General features: G+C 27.8%; 15 protein-coding genes. All 15 read left to right on the forward strand.

Annotation, left to right across the window (positions count from 1 at the left end):
• The first annotated feature begins 32 nt into the window (after positions 1–32).
• The gene (locus tag C820_RS08230) at positions 33–2,891 is read left to right on the forward strand and encodes a baseplate J/gp47 family protein (protein ID WP_004034905.1); all 2,859 of its coding nucleotides are present in this window, start codon (positions 33–35) and stop codon (positions 2,889–2,891) included.
• A 23-nt stretch (positions 2,892–2,914) separates the two neighbouring features.
• Positions 2,915–5,023: a baseplate J/gp47 family protein gene (locus C820_RS08235; RefSeq protein ID WP_004034904.1), complete on the forward strand. Its 2,109-nt coding sequence runs from the start codon at positions 2,915–2,917 to the stop codon at positions 5,021–5,023.
• A gap of 13 nt (positions 5,024–5,036) precedes the next feature.
• Complete coding sequence (locus C820_RS08240; protein ID WP_004034902.1) at positions 5,037–6,155, forward strand: phage tail protein; 1,119 nt, start codon at positions 5,037–5,039, stop codon at positions 6,153–6,155.
• A gap of 15 nt (positions 6,156–6,170) precedes the next feature.
• The gene (locus tag C820_RS08245) at positions 6,171–7,916 is read left to right on the forward strand and encodes a hypothetical protein (RefSeq protein WP_004034900.1); all 1,746 of its coding nucleotides are present in this window, start codon (positions 6,171–6,173) and stop codon (positions 7,914–7,916) included.
• A 24-nt stretch (positions 7,917–7,940) separates the two neighbouring features.
• Positions 7,941–9,230, forward strand: a complete 1,290-nt coding sequence (locus tag C820_RS08250) for a protein kinase family protein (RefSeq protein WP_004034899.1) — start codon at positions 7,941–7,943, stop codon at positions 9,228–9,230.
• 26 nt (positions 9,231–9,256) lie between these two features.
• Positions 9,257–11,968: a HAMP domain-containing protein gene (locus C820_RS08255; RefSeq protein WP_004034898.1), complete on the forward strand. Its 2,712-nt coding sequence runs from the start codon at positions 9,257–9,259 to the stop codon at positions 11,966–11,968.
• Positions 11,969–13,474 (forward strand): MORN repeat-containing protein, encoded by a 1,506-nt coding sequence (locus C820_RS08260; RefSeq protein ID WP_004034897.1) that lies wholly within the window; start codon positions 11,969–11,971, stop codon positions 13,472–13,474.
• The gene (locus C820_RS08265) at positions 13,471–15,453 is read left to right on the forward strand and encodes a TolC family protein (protein ID WP_004034896.1); all 1,983 of its coding nucleotides are present in this window, start codon (positions 13,471–13,473) and stop codon (positions 15,451–15,453) included. The genes C820_RS08260 and C820_RS08265 overlap by 4 nt, the downstream gene beginning before the upstream one ends.
• A gap of 12 nt (positions 15,454–15,465) precedes the next feature.
• Entirely contained in the window at positions 15,466–17,580 is a 2,115-nt protein-coding gene (locus C820_RS08270; RefSeq protein ID WP_004034895.1) for a stalk domain-containing protein, read from the forward strand.
• 10 nt (positions 17,581–17,590) lie between these two features.
• The gene (locus C820_RS08275; protein WP_004034894.1) at positions 17,591–18,211 is read left to right on the forward strand and encodes a Pvc16 family protein; all 621 of its coding nucleotides are present in this window, start codon (positions 17,591–17,593) and stop codon (positions 18,209–18,211) included.
• Positions 18,177–18,566 (forward strand): DUF4280 domain-containing protein, encoded by a 390-nt coding sequence (locus C820_RS08280; protein WP_004034892.1) that lies wholly within the window; start codon positions 18,177–18,179, stop codon positions 18,564–18,566. The genes C820_RS08275 and C820_RS08280 overlap by 35 nt, the downstream gene beginning before the upstream one ends.
• A gap of 12 nt (positions 18,567–18,578) precedes the next feature.
• Entirely contained in the window at positions 18,579–20,549 is a 1,971-nt protein-coding gene (locus C820_RS08285) for an ATP-binding protein (protein WP_004034891.1), read from the forward strand.
• An 82-nt stretch (positions 20,550–20,631) separates the two neighbouring features.
• Positions 20,632–21,222, forward strand: a complete 591-nt coding sequence (locus C820_RS08290) for a sugar O-acetyltransferase (RefSeq protein ID WP_004034890.1) — start codon at positions 20,632–20,634, stop codon at positions 21,220–21,222.
• 13 nt (positions 21,223–21,235) lie between these two features.
• The gene (locus tag C820_RS08295; protein ID WP_004034889.1) at positions 21,236–21,469 is read left to right on the forward strand and encodes a FeoA family protein; all 234 of its coding nucleotides are present in this window, start codon (positions 21,236–21,238) and stop codon (positions 21,467–21,469) included.
• Positions 21,459–23,486, forward strand: coding sequence for a ferrous iron transport protein B (gene feoB, locus C820_RS08300; protein WP_004034883.1), 2,028 nt, complete (start codon positions 21,459–21,461; stop codon positions 23,484–23,486). Before C820_RS08295 ends, feoB begins: the two co-directional genes overlap by 11 nt.
• The last annotated feature ends 72 nt before the right edge of the window (positions 23,487–23,558 follow it).

The following is a 23,558-nucleotide window of genomic DNA, read 5'->3' on the forward strand; positions in this document are numbered from 1 at the left end:
AAAGTGGTGATACTATCAATAGATTAGTAAATATGACAAAAGAGCAAATTTATGAAAAAATGTTGAAATTAGCAAGTTCTTATGTACCAGAATGGAATACAGAGGGTACTGTAGATGTAGGAATGGTATTATATCAAATATTTGCAGAACAAATGGAAGATAGCATAACATTATATCATAAAATGAAACAAAGAAATTATATTACTTTTTTAAATATATTAGGAGCAGATATATTTGAAAGTACACCAGCATCAGGTTATGCTACAGTACATATGAATGAAGGAAATTATAAAGGAGTTCCCATAAAAAAAGGAACAAGACTTTTTTATGAAAAAGAGGGAGAAGAAAGAACAATTTATGAAACAAAAAACAATTTTTTAGCTGTGCCCAATAAAATAGAAGCAATTTATTGTACTACATCAGATGAAAGTTGTATTATATGTGCTTATGATAGAAAAAAAGACAAACAAAAAGAAATTACATTGTTTGATTTTGAACAAAAAAATAATTTACAACAATATTATATGATATTGGGCAGCAAAACTATTTTTAATGTTAATAAAAAAGGAAATATTACTTTACATTTTTTTCATAATGAAAAAGAATATATGGCACAAAAAACAGCAGAAATGTTAGGAAGTAATATAGTAATATGGGAAGTACTTACAGAAAATGGTTGGCAAAAAGTAAAATCAGTAAAAACAGTAGATAATTCTGTTATATTAGAGATTGGTTATAATATACCACTTTTAGAAGAAAAGGAAATCAAAAAACAAAGCCGTTATTTGAAATGTACTTTTTTAAAAAAAGGTGATGTTCCTCTTATTATAACAGATGTTAAAATATCTTCTGCGAATTATAATTTAAAAGTAGATAATTTATATTATAATGATTTTTTATTATCAGAGAAGTATAGTTTGCCTTTTGGAAAACAATATCAAATATATGATGCTTTTTATATCAATTGCGAAGAAGCATTTTGCAAAAAAAATGCTATTATTACAATAGATATTTCTATATTTCATGAAGTATATGAATATGAAGGAATAACACCTCAAACAAATATAAAATGGAAAGCAATACTTTCAGAAACAGAAATACAGCAACCAAAACAGTTACCTGTTACTATAGAAGAAGTGATTTGGGAATATTGGAATGGTATAGGGTGGAAAAAACTGTTTTTTACAAAAGAACACAATAATCTTTTTGCAGGAGAACAATCAAAGCAAATACAAATGTCATTTCGCTGTCCTGATGATATAGAAAGGTTTATAGTAGGGGCAGAAAATGGATATTTTATAAGAGCTAGAATAATACATATCAGCAATGTTTTTGCACAATACAAATATTATAATGTGCCTGTTTTAAAGCAAATTTCAATATCATATAGTGATTTTTTACCAAAAGCAAATGCTGATATTTTTTATATTAAAAAAGATATGGAAACAATAGAAATAAATATTACAGAACAAAACGAAATTACAATATTGCCTTCTCATAAAAATAGTTTACCAACTTGTTATATTGCATTATCACAGCCTATGCTGGGTGGAAATATACAAATGTTTTTTCAAAATGCAAAAACAAATCAAAGAAATGCCCCAGCAATAAAATGGGAGTATTTTGGAGAACAAAATGAAATACAAAAATGGATACCACTTCAGATTTTAGACCAAACAAATTTTTTTGCACAAAGTGGATTGCTTAGTTATATGATACATTTTGAAATGAAGCGAAAAAATATGTTTCAAAAAAACTGTTTTTGGCTAAGAGCTGTAAATACCGATGGCAGATATGACAATGAAAAAGAACAAAAACCTTGTTTTTCGAACATTTATTTTAATACTGTAAAAATTATACAACAGGAAACAATGGAAGAAATGTATTTCTATATTGCACCAAATCAGAAAAATAAAAAATGTACATTACTTTCAGGAAATGTTACAAAATTAGAGGTGTTTATAAAAGAAGAAAATAATTGGATAAAATGGCAGCAAACAGATGATTTTTCTATTTGTAATGAACAAAGCAGAGTATATATTTTAGATAAAAAAGCAGGAGAAGTATATTTTGGAGATAATAAAAAAGGAAAAATACCACCTTCTGGATATAGTGCAACAATACATATAAAATATGCAGTTTGTAAAGGAGAAAAAGGAAATTGTGATATACAAAAAATAAATGATTTTGCAGATGCTGTGCCTTTTGTAGACTATGTAACAAATCATGAGCAAATTACTGGAGGGTGTAATATAGAAAAAACAGAACAGGCAATACAAAGATGCAAAAATATATTAAAAACACAAAACAGAGCTATAGCAGCACAAGATTATATACTACTTTGCAAACAAGCAGATAGAAATGTAATGCAAGTAAAAGTATTACAAAATGAAAAAAATCAAAAATACTGTTTAACATTGGCGATATTACCAAAAGAAATAGCAAAGGAAGGTAGTTCTTTTTTAGAAATAAAACAGAATATTAAAAAAATGCTTCTCAAAAAAGCCCCTATTGTAATGGCAAATCGTATTGATATGATACAAGTAAAATATATTGCTTATTGTATAAAAGCAGAAATAACAATAGATAATTATGAATATTATCAAAATGTATATGATACTGTAGAAAAAAAACTTTCAGAATACATTCACCCTATTACAGGAAATTTTGACAAAAAAGGATTTTTAATAGGACAACTTCCTACAAAAGTGAAAATAAATCATTTACTGAAAACAATAGAACATATTAAAAGCATCAATATACTGCATATTAATTATTATGATTGTATAAATGAAAGTAAACAAGAAATTTCTTGGGAAACAGCAAAAAATTGTGTTTATGCTGTGCCAATAAATGGAACTCATGAAATTTATATCAATGTACAATTATAGTACAATATTATAAGGAGAAAAAAATGCTACCTCTTTCTAATCTAAACAAAAAAAATAGTCAAACATTGTTAAATGAAGCATTACAAAAATTAAATATGCAATATAGTGATGTATGGACAGATATGGATATACATGACCCAGGTATTACATTTTTAGAACTTCTTTGCTATTTAAAAGAAAAACAACAACAATCTATGCAAAAAATAGATGATAAAACGATATTGCAATTTGCAAAAATATTACAGTTGGAGAGAAAAAGTGCAAAGCCAGAAAAGGTATCTATAGAAGTGATAGTAAAACAAGATACTTTTTTACCAAGAGGTACTGTATTTTTAGCAAAACAATATCAATATGAAAATAGCAAAAGAGTATTTTTACAAAATAATGCTATTGTTTCTATTGCATTAGGAAATCGCTTAATACCATATGAACAAATGGAAATTGCAAGAAATAGTATTCTTTTTCAAAATAAGCAAGATATTATAATTTATTTTGAAAAACCTTTAGCATTAAAACAATATTTTTCTATTTACATAGAACTTTTAGAACAAAATAGAAATGCTATTTTAGAAAAACAAAATTTTATACCTTTAAGTATATTACAGTGGCAATATTATACTGAAAATGGTTGGCAAGATGTTACTGTTTTAAAAGATGAAACATATGGATTTTTATTTTCAGGATTTGTCACATTGCATTTGTCAGAAAATGTAAAACATTGCTTTTATGAAAAAGGATTTCCATTACGTTTAAAAGTAAAAGAATATGGTTATGAGATACCACCCGTATTACAAGAAATAAAATATAATGTTATAACACTTTTACAACAGCAAACAAAATCAATTACAATATCTTTTACAAAAAAAGAATTTTTACAAAATAAAATGATATTTGATGAATATTTAGCATTAGAAGAATGTTTTGTACTTTTGTTTTATACAAAGAATGGTTTTTTAAATGCAGAGCAGAATAATATTGTATTTTTAGTAAAACAATTGCCGGATATGCTATTTCAGCTAGGAGTGTCTGATAGAGAGCAATTCAAACAACAATTTGCTTATTTAAAAGAAAATGATATTGTATTTCAGTTAATTTGTTTTGAAAAAGAATATTATCAGTATGCTTTTGAAAGTGTAGATAAAGGTATAACAAAACAAAAAATAGTGTTAAAAGAAGCACAAAAATATTGTATAGAAAAAACACTCTCTCTTTTTGTAAAAAGTAAAACACAAAAAGGAGAATATTGGGATAATTGGCAACATTGTTCTTTTTTAGAGGAAAAGGGAAAAAAAGAACAATGTTATTTATTAGAAGGAAATAGTATAGTGTTTGGAGATAATATACATGGAAAAGTACCTTCTCGTTTAAAAAATAATGTGCTTTTTGGTTGTGTACAATTTACATATGGCAAAGAGGGCTGTATACAAAAAGGCGTAATTGATACAATACAAAATCAAAAATATTTTAATAATATTATAAAAATAGTGCAGTTTCAAAATTCTTTTGATGGTGAAAATATAGAAACAATAGAGGAATTGATAGAAAGAATGAAAATAGCACTGTTAGAAAACAAATATAGAGCAGTTACAGCAGAAGAATATGAAAAAATGGTACTACATTGTCAAGGACTTTGTATAAAAAGCGTAAAAGTATTACCTTTGTATTGCCCTTATAGTGATAGCGAAGCAGAAAATACAATAACGGTTGTAGTAGAGCCTCCTATACAACCTAAAAATAAAAAGATACTTCATTGTTATTTAGAAAATATAAAAAAACTTTTGCATAAAACAACATTAATAACAACAAAAATATATGTTATGCTGCCGGTTTATATTCCTTTAGATATTTATGGAGATTTTGTAATGCAATATACAGCTTTTGATAGTAAACAAGCAATACAAACTATATTGCAGGAATATATAGAAAAAATACAAAAATACAATGATGATACTATGTTGTATCATGGAGATTTTTTTGCACTATTAGAAGCTTTAGAATATGTCAAAGAAATTTCTTATTTAAAGTTAGAACTGTATGGAAGTAAAAGTAATTCTTTTGGAGATAGTGAAATACCACATTATGCAAAAGTATATTTGAGGAACTGTTATATAAATATGACATATGAATTATAGAAAGGCAAAAAGTATGAATAGTATGATATTTGATGAAGAATTGTGGAAAGAAGGACAATGTTTTGATTGCAATATAATAGAAGATACTCTTTCGGTAAAAGCAAAAGAAAATAAAAAGGCAGTATATATTTCAGAGTATATAGACAGTGGAGAAAAAGAAATGTTGTGGCACAGATTACTTATACACTGTCAGAAAAAGGGACAATGCGTATTTTCTATTTCTTATTTTGCAACAGATAATTTAGAAATAACAGTAAAAAAGAAAAAAATGTTATTGCCTGATTTTTTAACAAGTGCAGATTTTTCACAACAAGAAAAGTTGTATTTATTAGAGCCTTATTGGCACAAAACAATAAATCAACAAAGTGATATATTGCTTTTTGATGTAAAAGGGCAGTATTTTTATTTTAAAATAGAAATATTGCTGTACGAAGAAAGTGCATTTTGTATAGACTATTTTCGTATTGAATTTCCTAGAGAAAGTATTACTTCTTATTTGCCTTCATTTTATGATAGTGACCATAAAAACAATTCTTTTTTGAAAAGATTTTTGGCTGTTTTTCACACAATGCTTTTTGATATGCAACAAAAAATTGATAATGTGTGTGAATACTTTGTGCCTAGTATTGTAACAGGAGAAAATTTGAAATGGCTTGCAGATGCTATGGCAGTACCAGAAGGCCTATTTTGGGAAGAAAAAATTGTTATAGAATTTTTACAAAAATGTTTTTTACTTTATCAGAAAAAGGGAACAAAAGAAGGAATTTCTATGCTAGTAGAAATTTATACAGGAAAAACGCCTTTTATTATAGAAAGCTATGAAATATTACAAAATAGTATCCATACAGATTGGGAAAAAGAATATACAGAACTTTATGGTAAAGACATTTATACTTTTTTTGTATTAGTAGAGCAGCAATATTTAGACAACTATAAAAAATATGTAGAACTAAAAAAACTATTGGAAGCATTTCAGCCCGCTCATACCAAATCAAAATTAGTAGTACTACGTCCTTTTATGGTATTTGGACAACATTGCTATATTGGCATAAATAGCTGCCTTTTAAGCAGTACAGCATTACAATTAAATGATACAACAATATTACCTTTTCAAACAACATTATTAGAATAAAGGAGGGTTTTTGTTATGGAACATAAAAAATATTATCCTTTTGTTAGAAATAACTATTTTTATGGAAAATTACTTTCTGTAAGAGATTTTCAAGAAGAACAAAAGTACTTTAATGACAAGAGAAGACTTTCTAATTTTTTAACAACAGGAGCAGGTGTTGTGAGTGGTATGAATGTTGTGTTATTAGACGAAACAACAATATCATTAGGACAGGGTTTTGCACTAGATTATACAGGTAGAGAAATTATAGTAGCAGAAGCTATTACACAAAAACTTAGTACAATAAAAGGCTTTGAGGAATTAGAAGATGGACAAGCTGCTTATTTATGTATTGCTTATGAAGAAAAAGAACAGGAATTGATACATTCTGTAACAGGAAAAATAACAGGAGAAAATAAATATTATAATAGAATAAAAGAAGGGTATCAACTTTTTCTAACAGCAGAAACAGAAAATAGTAATGAATTGACACAATATCATTTAATTGAAAAAGAACAAGTATTGTTTGAACAGCAGGGACTGAAAATTACACAAATAACACCTTGTTATATACAACAAAAACAATCTGGTATAATACGTGTTGTAATAGAGAAACAAAATTTACCTCAAACAGTTTCTGTTTATTATCATTTACAATGTAGTGGATTTGAAACAGAAAAAGGAGAAAGTGATATTTCTGTTTATTTTCAAGAAAATAATATAATAGAAAATCAAAAAACAATACTAGAATATACTATATTAGCAAAAAGTAATTCTTTACCAGAAGAATATTTATTGTTAGAAAAATCAAGTATTGTTATAGGAAATGAAAACTATAGTATACAAAATAAAAAAATAATTTGTGAAACAGGAAAAATGTCATTGATGGATTATGTTATTAAAAAATATAATAAAAAACATTTTGAAGACATTGTTAATACAGAAGGAGAAAATAAATTATATTTAGCAAAAATAAATTGGATAAAACAAGGAGAACACTATTCTATTACTTCTATAGAAAATATGCCTTTTCAACAGTATGTGCTTAGTAACACTATATTGACTGCATTATTAAAACAAAAACAACATTTATCTGTTATACCAAAACAGCATACAGAAACAATAGTATCTACACAAAAATTACCATCACCACAATACAAAATAGAAAGTGGCACAGAAATTATAGAAATTGATTTTTACAGCAATAAAAAATCCTATTTTAGTGAAGAAATAGCACATGGTTTAGGTTCTGGAGATGTCATGATACAAACAGCATTAGAAGATGTAATTGACCAAAGAGATTTTTTTAATATGAGAAAAAATATATTTGGAGTAAGCAGTGTTTTTGAAAATTCTCCTTTTCAGACAGAATTGCCCTCTGTAGAAATTGGTGTACTTTGTTATCCAGATAAAGGAACATTTCGCATAGGAGTACAATTTAAAAAAGATGCAAAAGTGACAACAATAAAAGTGAAATGGTGGGCATTAAAAAGAGAACATAAAAAACAAAATTCTTTTGCAGAAGTAAGTAATGTAGAAATAATTGTTGAACCAAATACAATTATGCTAAAACCAAGAGAAAAATATAAATTTCAGGCAACATTGACAGGCACAGAAAGCCAAGAATGTAAATGGAGCATTGTAGAAGACAATGGTGGAAAAATAGACAGCAATGGAGTATATGAAGCACCAAGTAAAGAAGGTGTTTATGAGATTGTTGTAGAAAGTGTAAAATATTCTAATAAAAAAGCAACAGCATTTGTAGTAGTAAAACAAATTTGATATATAAAGTAAGGAGGAGGCAATGTGTCAGATACTCTGTTTTCAAAAAGATATACAGTACATCATATTTTAAAAAACAATCAATATATGAACATATTCGTAGGTGAAACAAAACAGCAATCATCACAAAAAGTACTGCTCAATCAATGGACAGACAAAATGCTGATACAACAGTGGTTACCCACATTGCTAGAAATGAGACAAAAAAAATATGCTGATTTTTTAGATTGTTTTGCAGAAAATGGAAAGCTATATACTGTTTTTTGTTATAAAGAGGGAAAAAATTTATTGCAGTATGTGCAATCAGAAAAGTTAGCATTGCACTATAGAGTGGTACTTTTACAAACGGTTTTACAAGAGTTTTTAAAATATCAGCATTATGATGATATGATACAATATTGTATGTTGCAGTACACAAATATAATTGTGCAAAATAACACCATTTATTTTAATTATCAACTTTTGCTTTTACCAGAACAAAAACAAATAAATTGTTTTGAAGCGTTGGAGCAGACTATGAAAGTACTTTTTACAAATGAAGAATTGAAAAGTATACCCAAATTGCTTATTGTAATGCAGAAGTGCCAAAAAAAGATTTATAAATATTTAGGGGAAGTTATAAAAGATTTACAAGATGTTTCTGGAGCAGTAGAAAAACAAAAAAGTGTACAAGCATATATAACAGAGAAAAATAAAAAAAATAAAAAAAAGTTTGCAGCTTTTTTAGGATTTTTAGCAGCAGCAGGTATGATTTATATTATTTATGATGTTTATAAAAAAAATACAGAAGATACTTTTTTATATACAGAATTAAAACAGTTAGGAACGGTAGAAATTGTAACACAAAAGCAACAAGAGCAAAAACAAGATATTGCTGTAGAAGTAACACAAAAACAGCAACAAACACAGTTGTCAGAAATTTTACAGACAGAGCAAATACAAACAACACAAGCAATACCAACTGAAAAAAATAAAACATATGTTGTAAAAGCTGGTAATCACTTAACAATGATTTGTATGCAATATTATGGAGATATTGGATATTTGCAGTCATTGGCAGATTATAACCATATAACAAATATTAATTTTATATATACAGGACAAATATTGACATTACCACCTAAAGAGCAATTACAAAAAATGCCAGTTAGAACATATGGCACTAAACAAGAAATATATTCTCAAAAAACAATACAAAAACAAAATGTAATACAGCAACAATATAACAAAAACAATGAAAACAATGAAACTGTTCAAAATGATGAAGATATGGAAGGATATACGCTATTATTGGAGGAAGAAGATTATTATTAAATGAATGTGTAATGTGAGGGGATACTGTGAGAAAGAAATGGTTTGTATTATGTATTATATGTCTATTTTTTAGTTTATTTTATACTTTTTATCATAAGCAAGAAGCAGTTTCTTTTATAACAGATGTAACAATAGGAAAATATAATTCCGTTTCTTTTTTAAGAAATTATTGTGGCATTACTGAAGTATATGAACTAGATGAACAAAATAATATACAAAATATGTTTTTGATAAAACCAGAAAAAAACGATACAGAAATACAATCTACTCATATTGTTAAAGATGAACAAAACAATACTTATATTCTTGTACAACAGCAGTCACAAATGCAAATAACAAAACAATATATAGTAAAATATGATGAGAAAGGAATATTTCAAAAAACACTTTTTGATTGTGATACAGAACAGACAGAACATAAAAATCATGTTTTAAAAAATTTACAGTATATTACTGAACAAAATATCATTGTTTGTTTTTTAATAGAAGATAATAGAACAATACATAGTTTATATTATGATACTATTACAGAACAAAGTTGGAAAAAAACATATTATTTTGATAGAGATTATACTATTAACGAAATATTATATGATGGAAATGATGGTGTTTATATTACAACACCATTATCAGAATTATATTTTATAGATAAAAATAATGAGATTTCACAAATTACATTACCAAATCATTTTGTACCTTATAAATTGAGTATAGATGAACAAAATAAGCAATTATATTTTAATGATATACATCATTTTTGCTTTGTAAAGTATGATATACAATATCATAAAATAGAAACAATTTATGAAGAAAATGATATAATGACAGGCGATGTACCTTTTCATAAAATAAGAGATTTAAAGTATGATAAAGGTAGTTTTTTAGCAAGTACACCTTTATATGAAACAGAAGAAATCTTTTTTTATATTAGCACACCACAGCAAAGTCGTACTGTTTTTACTATGAATAAAACATCAATTATGCTTTTTCAGTGTGCTTTAAAATCTTTTTTTGCAGCAATATTTTGTTTGGGTAGCATAGTATTATTGTGGCATATTTGGCATGATACTAAAAAAATATTAGTTAGATTAGTTATGATAATGGTTGTATTACTTTTTGCAGGCTCTAGCTGTATTAGTATAGCACTATATAAAGAAATATTTGAAGAAATGACAGATGAAGTGTATATGCAGTTGTATAGTATATCTACATTAATAGCAAATAATATTGATGGTGATAATTTAGAAAAAGCAATATTTCCTCAAAAAAAGGGGGATTATTATGATACTTTGATAGAAAAAATGTATTTGGATTTAACAGCGTTTTATGAACAAAATGACAATGCTATGAAAAAACATCTCTATTATACATTATATTTTTTAGAAAAAGATACTTTTTATATAGGTATAGATAGTGTAAATTTTAAAGGGAAAAAAGAACTAAGTAATACCAATGAAAAATATATTACAAGTGCACAGGAAATACAACAAAAAAGAGAATGCTGGCAAAAAGGAGAGGCTGTATTTCTAATGACATCAGATATGACAGAACAATGGCTTTTTACTGCTTCTCCTATTTATAATAGTAAAGGAGAATTAGTAGGTGCATTTGATGTAGGATTAAATAAACAAGATGTTATAACATATATGTCTGAAATACTTATTCGTACTGTTGTAGTAATATTATTTGCAGTAATGACATTAATTATTGTAACAACATTGTTTTTAAAACGATTTTTAAAAGGAGTAGTAAAATTAAAAAAGTGTGTAGATGCCTTAACAGAAGGAGATTGGAATGTTGTAGCTCAAATACACTCCCATGATGAGCTAGAAGAAATTGGAAATGCTTTTAATAGAATGACCTATCGCATTAAATGTTTTTTAGATGCAATATTGCAAATGAATACTGCTTGTGAAAGATTTTTACCTACAGCATTGTTTGAAAAAATGGGAAAAGAAAATATTACAGAATTGGAAATAGGTGACCAAGTCATGCTAAATATGTATATATTGACTATAAAAATAAGTAATTTTTATAATATTACAAAAGAGATGACTACAGAACAAAAATTTAAACAAATCAATGAGATTTTAGCACTTATTTCAGGTGTAGTAGGAGAAAGTAATGGCATTATTGAAAGTTATCAAGGTGCTGGTATGAGAGTGATTTATACAGAACAGGCAGAATTTGCTTTAGATACAGCATTAAAAGTAGTAGAAAAAATAGAATGCTATCAACGTAAAACAGCAAAAAAATTAAAATTGACTATGACATTACAGTATGATAATACTATGCTAGGTGTTGTAGGTAATGGAAGACATATGGCGATTTCTTTAGTGTCCAAAAGTATTGATTTGATATACCATATGGAAAAATATGCAGAAAAAAATGGTATTGTACTTGTTATGACAAATCAAGTTGTAGAACAAATACAGAAAAAACAGTGCTATAGTATTAGAAAATTGGTTTTACCTATAGAAGATAATATAATGCTTTTTGATTGTGTGAATGCGTATTATTCTGACGAAAAAGAACAAAAAAAGCAGTCTTTGTCAGAATTTATAAAAGGAACACAATGCTGCGATGCTGGAGATTTTGAGCAAGCAAGAAAACATTTTGTTACAGCAATTAGCATTGCACAAAATGATATTACAGCAAAAAAACATATTTTTTATTGTGATGAAATTATTGCAAAAAAAAATAAAATTATACTTCCTAGAAGAAAGCTGGTAAAGTAAATGGTAGAAAAGATATTACTTTTTTTTGGAAATACTACTGTAAACTTTTTGAAAAATAGCATAGCAAAATTAAAAAGTAAATTATCAAAATTAAAAAATATAACACGAAAGTTGCAACAATATTATTATGGTATTTTGCAAAGAACGTTTCATTACGCATTTGAAAAACCTAATACTTTGCAGGACTATATCAAAAAAGGTTCTATATATGTATCAAAACAGTTTTTACTAAAATTGCTTTTATCATTTTGCATAGTATTGTTTTTGACAATACAATATGTATATCCTTTTTTGAGAGGAAAATTATGGTCAGCAGAAATTGTAGTAAATACAAATGATTTTTATGAATTTACAGGAAAGGCAAAAGTATTTCAAAAAGATGGAAATTTGCTTTATTTAGGAAAACTGGAAAAAGGAAAGGCACAAGGGCAAGGAGAAGTATATCAAAATGGTGATATGATTTACAAAGGGGAACTTTCTGATAATCAATATTGTGGCACAGGAATATTATATCAGCAAGGAAAAAAAGTATATGAAGGAGAGTTTTTAAATAATCAATATCATGGTACAGGCATACTTTATAATAAAAATGAAAATATTAGATTTTCTGGAATATTTGAAAATGGATACCAAAAAGAAGGCATTTCTTATTTTGAAAATGGTAAAATACAATATAAAGGCAGCTATGAAAATGGGTATTATACAGGAGAGGGTACATTATATGCAAGTGGTTCAGATAATGTTGTGTTGTATCAAGGTACATTTTCTCAAAATGCTTATGAAGGAAAGGGAAGACTATATCAAAAGGGGCAGTTGCTTTATGACGGCAATTTTAGCAGAGGATTATATTATGGAGAAGGTGTACTTTATGACAGCGAAAAAGGAAAAATATTGTATCAAGGCAGTTTTTTAAATGGAGCTTATCATGGCACAGGAAAAATTTATGATAGCAATACAAACAGATTACTATATGATGGTAATTTTACAGAAGGGAAAAAAAGTGGATTAGGTACATTATATGACCAAAATGGTAGCAAAATATATACAGGCAATTTTTATAATGACAATATTGACTATAAACAGTTTATTAAAAGCAATTTAGAAGAAATTAGACAAGCATTCGGTAGAGAAACACAACTAATTATGTTAGAAAATAGTATTGTAACAATATATAATAGTTTAGATATTTCATTTACATTTGATTTTTCGCAATATGATGAGCCACCTGTTTTAAAAAGTATACAGTTTTTTGGTAAACAAAATATAGAAGGCATACAAAATGGTATGACATTTTATGACGCAAAACAAAAACTAGAACAATATAAACAAAAAGAATATAGTTTTGAAATGATACAACAACAACAAATTTATAATACTGTTTGTGACGAACAAATAAATATAGATTATGTTATAGAATGTAATGTTGAAGATAATATTATAAAGTTGTATGGACAAAAACAAAATGGTACTGTGTGCTATTATGAAATAGAAAGGGGTACTCCGTGAGAAAGAAAATTTGTATATTGCTATTAGTTATAATATTGTGCAGTAATTTTATTTGTAATGCAGTTGCAGAGAATAGAATATTAACTTTAGAAGAAGTTAGAACGCTTGCTATAGAAAATAGTATTGGAATACAAAATACAAAAATAGATTTGATAAAAAAGCAAATAGAATTGAGGCAAGCAAAAGAAGGTATTGCAGATACTGTAAAAAAGGAAAGTACAATACGTTTTTCACTGCTTTTTAATATTAAATTTCCTGAAAAACATGGTATGCCAAAAGAAATAGAATTGCTTACAAAAGTACCTGAAATAGAAAATGATATTGATATATTAAATGAAAAGAAAAAAAGTGAAGCATTAAAATCTCAGACAGCAGCAGAACAAGCATATTATGATGTTTTACTAACACAACATAAACAACAAGAAATTACAAAACAATTAGAGCAAATGCAACAGTCCAAAAGCATTATAGATGAACAAGTAAAATTAGCAAAAGCAAAACAAAGTGATTTAGAGTACATACAAGATAGCATTACTTCATTGCAAAAAGAAAAAGAAAAAAATATTATATTGCAATATGAAAAGGAATTAAAATTAGCTGAAATTTTAGGAAAAGAGAATTTTTTAGGTTATGCTGTTTCAGAACAAATACAGCAGACTAATTTTGATAGACAACAGTTACAACAAATTATACAATATGCTTTACAACACGATTTTGAGCTATACCAAAAAAGACAAGCCAGAATATTAGCAGAAAAAGAAACAGATGTTGTAATAGGAATATATAAAAACGTGTATTCTAAATATATGACAGAAGTAGAAAGTTATATCAAAAGCCATAAAGATACTAAAATGGATTATGAGCAATTTATAGCACGTTATCAAAATACATTAGATAATATAGACAGTCCTTGGTATGGAAGTTATGTTATTAATATTATATTTTTTAAAATTTATATTCCAAAAGAATGGTTTAAAAGAGAATACTCTGGTACGCGATATATGGAAGATGAAAAATATCAGCTTTTTTTGACATTAGTAGAAAGAGATAAAGCAATAGAGCAAGAAAAACAAGCACAAAAACAACTAGAACAAAATATACAAACAGCATACACTACACTAAAAACAATGCAAAGCAGTATACAGCAAATGGAACAAAATTTAATACAAAATGAAATACGTTACAATAAAAGTTTAGAAGATAATAAAAAGGGCATTGTATCATTTGTAGAGTTAGAAAGTGCAAGACAGAGTCTTTTTCAACAACAACAATCACTTTATGAGGCAAAAATAGACTATGCTAAATATTTAAGTACATTTAATAGTGAAACAGCAGGCTATGTCAATTATTTTTTAGGTATTGCACAAAACAATCAAGAGGAGTATGAAATGGGACAAAGTGTTGTAGATACTGCAACATGGCATATCAAAAATAATATTACAGATTATAATTTTATGTTTTCTGTTACTATACCAGAAGAGTATGATGTAGACAGCTACCAACTTTATTATGAAGATATTGAAATAGGAGAAAAAATACCTATTTCTGAAACATTGACACATTTGTCTATTGCATATGGTAATACTACAATGTTGACAGTAAATTTTTACAAAGGAAATCAATTGAAATATACTGCAGAAATACAAGGTGTTCATTATGATGGTATATTAAATATGAAGCCAGCATCAGGTACAGCACAGATACAGCAAAAACAATCAAAGCAAATAGGAACTTGGAATATACAGCAATATGACAGTATAATATATGCTTTTTTTATTACAACACAACAATATCAATATGATAGCTATGACTTAATGGTAGATAATACTGTAGTTGGTTCTGCAAAAAAAGGAGATATGATAGTAGCATTACATTTATATTTTCAGCCTATATCCCATTTGAAAGTACGTTTAAAAACAGAAGGTAGAGAATTAGCTATATTATATTTAGAACAAAACGGAACATTATGGACAGAATAGGGAAGTGAGTGTGTGAAAAAGAAATTATTTTTGTATTTATTAAGTAGTATTATGTTTTTACAATATAATACTGTATTTGCGGAAGTACTTCGCCCTGATGCAAGTGCTTTTCCTAATCGTACTATAATTATGGGAACATATGCTATTGTAATAGACCACATGACAAGTAGTATATTAGAGAAAGCAGAAAATTCTGCACAAATAGAAAATCAAAACCATATTTACTATAAATCTGACATTAATGCAGGTACATGGTATGATATTACACAAAGCAGTGACATCAGTGAAATTTCTAAAACAATAGATAATATTGTTTCTTATGAACAAATTAATCGTTTGAATTTAACACATTATATCAATGAAAAAGGACAAGTAATCGATTTGACAACAGGAGAGCAAACAAATATTTTAGAAATAGAAGATATAGCATATCCTCAAAATATGGTAGAGTTAAAAGGAATAGAGGAAGAATTGCAAATACAAAAGGCATTGAAAGAACAAGGAGATAAAGAAGGCACAAAATGTTTTGTGAGTATACAAAGTGTGATAGAAAGCTTGTATACAGAAAAAGAACCATTTTTACAACAACTACAATATTTTGACAAGCAACTACAAAATATAGAAAATTTTATTATAACTTTGAGAGCAGAAGGAGCATCATTACAAAAAATAAATGAAGCAACAAATCAAAAAACAGCAGTAGAAAATCAAAGAAAAGTATTATGCTATCAAAAAGTATTAGAGCGATTAGAATATGAAACAACAAAATTAGACTATAATGCAAATGCAGCATTGATAGCAAAATATGCAGAATATATTACTAATATACAAACAACATTGCCTAGTTTAGAACAAATACAGACAAATGAAACAAGCTCTCAACTGCAAAAAATGTTATTACAAGCAGAGCAGTCTTTTCAAAAGGCAGCAGGAGAAGGTATTCAAAAAGCAGCAGATACTGGATTAGAAAAAATATTAAGTATTAAAGCGGCTATGATGGGAGAACAACCCAAAACAGAACAGCAAAAAAAACAACAATTAGAAACATTAAAAGAGGCAAAACAACAAGCAGAAAAAAGTATACAAGAATTGTCAAAAAGTGGCTGTCAAACAAAACAATATCAAATAGCAAAACAAAATAAAGAAACAGAAAGTGTATTGCAACAAATACAATCACAAGCACTATTAGCACTTCATGTTGCTTTAGATGATGTAACAGTTTATTTAGAACAGATGGAAAATTTTTTTGAAACTGAAGAAATGATTGCTTATTATAACCAAAGTATTGAAAATATACAAAATGCTATAGAACAGTTTGATGAAAATTCTGATATAGCAGAGCAGGCAAAAATAGCATTACAAAATGTTAAAAGTGATTTTGAAGAGAAAAGAAATGTATTACAGTTAAATGGTATACAACAGTATCAAATGGCAAAACAACAAAAACAACAGTCACAACAACAGGCAGAACAAAAACAACAACAATATTTGTCAGCAGCAGAAAATGGACAAACAGAGTTATTAGAAAGTACAAAAAAAGAAAGAAATGACGCTATAGAACAAATGCAGCAAGCAGAGCAACATATGAAACAAATAGAAAAAGAATTGCAGCAAAACAATACTATGACAAATGACAATCAAAATACAAATATAAAACAAAATACAGAAAATGAAAAAAATATAAATATAGAAATAAAAAAAGAAGACAATTACACAGAACAGGAAAAAGCAGAAATATTAAACACAATACAACAATTACAGCAACAACAAATAACATTTTTAGAGCCTTGGCATATTACATTTCAATATTATGATGTAAAATTGCTTTCTCCCATTTGCGTTATAGAACAACAAATATATGTTCCTGCACAAGAGTTAGCTAGACAAATTGGTGCTAAAGTATATAAGGGAAATGTAAATAAAGATTACATTTTAAAAGACAACGGTATTTTAATACAATATTATTTAGGAGAACAAATAGTATTTGTAAATGGAGAAGAAATTAAAGTTTCTGTTGCTCCTACTGTTTATAATAATAAAGCTTATTTACCTTTAAGTATATTTGAAAAAGCTTATGGTATGGAACATATACAAAATGGAAATGACATAATTGTTTATAAAATATAGGGAGAATATTATGGGAAATTATACTACATTTGCAGAGGTAAGTACAGCTATTATAACATTATTACGAAATACTATTACACCAGAGCCTTTTAATAAACCAGAACAAATAGGAATTTGTAGTCCAAAACAAAAAGAAAACTATGAAATAGGAGCGTTTTTATATGATATAGAAATACATAAAGAAATGGAATTACAATCTAGAATAATGATTGATGAAACAAAATATAAAGAACCTCCTTTATCATTTTCATTGTATTATATGATATTTGTGAATTTAAAATCAGATAGTAGTACAAAACAAATTGATGAGCAAAGAATATTAGGAAAAATAATACAACAGTTTTACAATTATAGAAAAATACCACAACAATATTTAAGCGGAAGTATACAAAAAGCACAAGAGGCGATTTCTCTACAATATTTGAATATATCACTAGAAGAAAAAAACAAATTATATGCTATGTGGAATTGTTATTATGAAACTTCTTGCTTTTATAAAGTATCTCCTGTGTTTATGGATACAGAAATGATACATACTACAAAACGTGTTGTCAAAAAAGAATTTAAAATACAAACAAAACAGAAAGGAGAAAAATATGGCAATATTGGTGACAGCAGGAACAATGTGTAAATGTACTTTTGGCACAACACCATGCCCTATTATAGTAAATAGCCAACAAAGTGGAATAGCATCAAATAGTATTGTAGCAACGATATTTGATAACACACCTACCAATATATCTACATTTGGAATGTGTACTTCTATGACAAATCCTACAGTATCTGCAGCAACAGCAGCGGCCTTAGGTGTGTTGACACCACAACCATGTAAACCTATGGTAACAACACAGTGGACAATGGGCAGCAGTACTATATTATTTCAAAATAAACCTGCTTTGCTTCAAAATAGTCAGTTACTATGTATGTGGGGAGGAATAATACAAATTGTACAACCTCTACAGCAGACAGTACAAGCAGCACAATAGGAGGAGATTTTTTTGAACGATATTATTGTGTGGTTAGAATGTTGCTTAAGAAAATATATTGACAGTATAGAAACAGAAAAAACGCTTTGTGATTTAAAAAATAATTTAGCAAAACAGACAATATATTCAGAACAGCAGATTTATCAATATGCTTTTGAGCAAATAGAACGAAATCAAAATAGTTCACTTTTCTTTTTTGTTGTAATGACTTGTTTGACGCAAAATAATATACAACGTTTTGCAGCAAGCATTGCTTTTTTACCTCAGTATAGTACAAAATATGGATATTTATTTTCAAAACTGCATGGCATCAATATGCCCTTTCCTACAATAGAAATTGTATGGCAAATTTATAACAGTGCCATAGAAGAAATTTCTTATTGCGATTTTTTATTACAATTGTATTCTGTTACATATGAGTTGCTTTTTGAAACTGAAACACAATTACAAAAAAATGTATTTTCAGAGCAAGCACTGATATTAAAAAAAGAATTAGTTTATTTCTCATTAACAGGAATGTGGCAACAAAATAATTACGATATAAAAAATAGTGCTAAACAAGAAATATTAGCAAATAAAGAAATATGGAAGAGTATACAAAATATACAACAGCAACAACAAAATAGCATTATTGTAATAAAAGGACAAAAAGGCAGCGGCAAAAAATTTATAGCAGAACAATATGCCTATAAATATAATAATTTGTTTTTATGCTGTGAGGGAGAAAATGCAAATAAAGATACTATATTAGATATGATAACGAAAGCAATAATACATAAGGGGACAATTTGTATACAAAATTGCCATAATATAGCAAAAAATGATTTGAAAGAAATATTATTATTGTTTCAAAAATATTATTCGTTTTTTTCTGCAATATTTTTATTGACTGAAGAAGCATTTGACCTGCCTAAAACAATAATACCACAATATCATTTTGAAACAAAGCAATTAACAAAAACAGAAAGCATACAGTTCTGGAAATATTTTTTAAAAGACGAAACTATTTCAGCAGAACAATTAAGCAATAAAATGATTATGACACAAGGACAAATCAAACAAACAGTGTCGCTTGCAAATCAAAAAGTAATTTCAGAGAAATGTGAATATTCTCAAAAACTAATAGAACAATGTTGTATTCATATTCAAAGTAAATATTTGACAAAAAAAGCAATAAAAATGAAAACAATATTTTTATGGGAACAACTTATATTACCTGAACAGCAAAAACAACAGCTTAGACAAATTTGTAATCATGTATTATATGAACATATTGTATATGATGAATGGGGATATGATGCACTATTGCCTTATGGTAGAGGTGTTTGTATGCTTTTTGCAGGAAAATCGGGTACAGGAAAAACAATGGCAGCACAGGTAATAGGCAGGGAGTTAGGACTACAAGTATATAGAGTAGATATGTCGCAAATTGTTTCAAAATATATAGGAGAAACAGAAAAAAATATCAATACTATATTTGATGAAGCAATGAAAAGTAATGTAATATTGTTTTTTGATGAAATGGAAGCACTTTTTGGAAAAAGAACAGATGGTAAAAGTGCTAATGATAGATATATTAATATGGAAGTAGCATTTTTGCTACAAAAAGTAGAAAATCATAAAGGAATATCTATATTAGCTACAAACCATTTAGAACAGATAGATACTGCTTTTTTTAGAAGAATACAGTATGTTGTACACTTTCCTTTTCCTCAAGTGCAGCAAAGATATGAATTGTGGAAATCATTTGTAACAAATAAAGTACCATTAGAAAAAGATATTGACTTTCAATATTTAGCGGAACAGTTTGAAATGACAGGAGGTAGTATTAAAAATGCTATGTTGACTGCACTTTTTTTGGCAGCAAGTCAAAAACAAAAATGCAGTATAATACATATTTTAAAGGGAATAAAACAAGAACTGCAAAAACAGGGAAAAGTACTTTTACCATGCGATTTTGGAAAATATGAAAATTTGTTTTGATAAAATAGTAGAAAAATAATATATCTAGTGATACAATAGGAAAAGCCTAATCAATATGGCACAAACAAAGGAGCGAATGAATATGAATTTGGAGCAACAAAGACAACAAATATTGAGTGGTGAAATGTATAATGACTTGACAGAAGAACTGATAAAAGCCAGAAAAAATGCAGTATTGTTAACAAATGAATATAATAACAGTTATGGTCAAAATGCAGAAAAAAGAGAACAAATATTAAAAAAACTTTTTCAGTCTGTAGGAAAAAATGTCTATTTTGAACCAAACATGAGATGTGAATTTGGATATAACATTAGCATAGGAAATCATTTTTATGCTAATTTTGATTGTGTAATGTTAGATGGTGGAGGTATTGAAATAGGAAACAATGTTTTGTTTGGCCCTAGAGTAGGAATATATACATCAAACCATGCTATTAATGCACAAGAACGTATAGCAGGAGGGTGTTACGCAAAAAAGGTGAAAATAGGAAATGCAGTTTGGATTGGTGGAGGAGTACAAATTAATCAAGGAGTCACAATAGGAGATAATACAATTATTGCTTCTGGAAGTGTTGTAACAAAGAGTATTCCAGAAAATGTTATAGCAGGGGGTGTGCCTTGCAAAGTCATCAGAAAAATTACAGAGGCAGATAAAACGGGTTTTAGAGCATAAAAGAGGGAATAACATGACATTAAATAATGGAGAAAAAAATGCTACTTATATTGTAGAAAAATTAGATTTGCCATTACATATAGAAAAAAGGCTAGAGGCGTTAGGTATGTTGGCAGGTACAAAAGTAGAAGTATTAAACAATAAAAGCGGCGGAACACTCATTATAAAAGTAAGGGGTACACGTTTTGCAATAGGAAAAGGAATATCAAAAAACATTGAAGTAAGGAGGGCTTGGTATGGCACATGATATTACAATAGGCTTTATAGGCAATCCGAACTGTGGAAAAACAACACTTTTTAATGTTTATACAGGAGCAAATTTAAAAGTTGCAAACTGGCCAGGTGTTACAGTAGAGAAAGTAGAAGGAACACTAAAACAACACGATTTAAATATACGTTTAGTCGATTTACCAGGAACATATAGTTTAACTTCTTATACTATGGAAGAAAAAGTTTCTCGCCAATTTATACTAAGTGATGAAGTAGATATGATTATTGATGTGGTAGATGCTTCTTCACTAGAAAGAAATTTATATTTAACATTGCAGCTTTTGGAATTAGGAAAACCTGTTGTTGTAGCATTAAATATGATGGATATTGTAGAAAAAAGAGGTATGGAAATAGATATGCACAGACTACCTGAAATGTTGGGTGTGCCTGTAGTACCTGTTTCTGCAAGAACACGAAAAGGTATTAATACTTTGATGCATGCTGCAGCACATCACTATGATAAAAAAGAACCTGAAATGTTGATACATAATCATGCAGGGGGAGAAAAACACCAAAAATATGCTATGGTATATAGTGATGATATAGAACAAAAAATTGACTGTATTATAGAAGAATTGCAAAAAGAGCATACAGAATTAGAAAATAAAAGATGGTACGCATTAAAGTTGTTGGAGCAAGACCAAGAAATTACAGAAAAATATAGAGTAAATTTACCAGATATTATTGACCGTAGTTATGAGTCTGATATTATAAATGAAAAATATGATTTTATAGAGGAAATTATAGCAGAAGTACTATTTCATAAAGAAGAAAGAGCTGCATTTACAGATAAAATAGACCAATTTTTAACACATAGAATAGCAAGTATTCCTATTTTTTTAGCTGTTATGGCTTGTGTATTTTTTTTGACATTTACAGTAGGAGATTGGTTAAAAGGATATTTTGAGTTGCTGATAGAATGGATAAGTACAGGAGCAACTACAGCTTTGCAATTGGTTTCTGTAAGTCCTCCTATTATTTCGTTATTGGTAGATGGTATTATTGCAGGAGTAGGAGGCATATTAACATTTTTACCTAATATATTTATATTATTTTTGGCATTAGCATTTTTGGAAGACAGCGGATATATGTCACGTGTTGCTTATGTTATGGATAGTATTATGGGAAAGTTAGGACTTTCTGGTAGAGCATTTATTCCTATGATATTAGGTTTTGGCTGTTCAGTGCCTGCAATAATGGCATCTAGGGCATTAGAACAAAAAAGCGATAGATATAAAATTATGTTAGTAACTCCTTTTATGTCGTGTAGTGCAAGGCTTCCTATATATATATTGTTTTCTAGTATGTTTTTTGGAAAATATGCCATGATGGCAGCATATTCTATGTATGTGATAGGAATTATTGTAGCATTAATAGCATTATTTTTTATGAATATGAAACAAAACAAAGAATTGAAAAATGATTTACTCATAGAATTGCCAGAATATAAAATGCCAAGTATTAGAACAGTTTGGATATATGTGTGGGAAAAAGTAAAAGATTATTTAACAAAAGCAGGTACTACGATATTTATAGCATCTATTATTATGTGGTTTTTGTTAAACTTTGGTATAGAAGGATATTCTACAGATATGACAAACAGTTTCGGTGCAGTAATAGGACATTTGCTAGAGCCATTTTTTGCTCCTATAGGATTGGGGTATTGGCAAATCGCAGTAGCATTGATAGCAGGTATTTCAGCAAAAGAAGTTGTAGTGTCAAGTTGTGCTGTGTTGTTTGCTGTGCCAAATGTCAATTCAGAAATGGGTATGACACAATTAGCTGCAATACTAAGCGGTATGGGATTTGGTATATTAAATGCGTATTGTCTTATGGTATTTTGTTTATTATATGTACCTTGTGCTGCAACTATTGCAACAATTAAAAGAGAGTCTAACAGTTGGAAATGGACAGGCATTTCTGTATTATTTCAAATTGCAGTAGCATGGTGTGTAACATTTGTGATATATCATTTGGGAAATTTACTATTATAATAATAAAAACTGCTTTACAATATTGTAAAGCAGTTTTTTTGTTGATTTGGTAAAAATATTGACATTTTATAA

The organism is Clostridium sp. MD294, assembly GCF_000364165.2.
In the GTDB taxonomy this organism is placed as follows: Bacteria; Bacillota; Clostridia; order Lachnospirales; family Anaerotignaceae; genus Coprocola.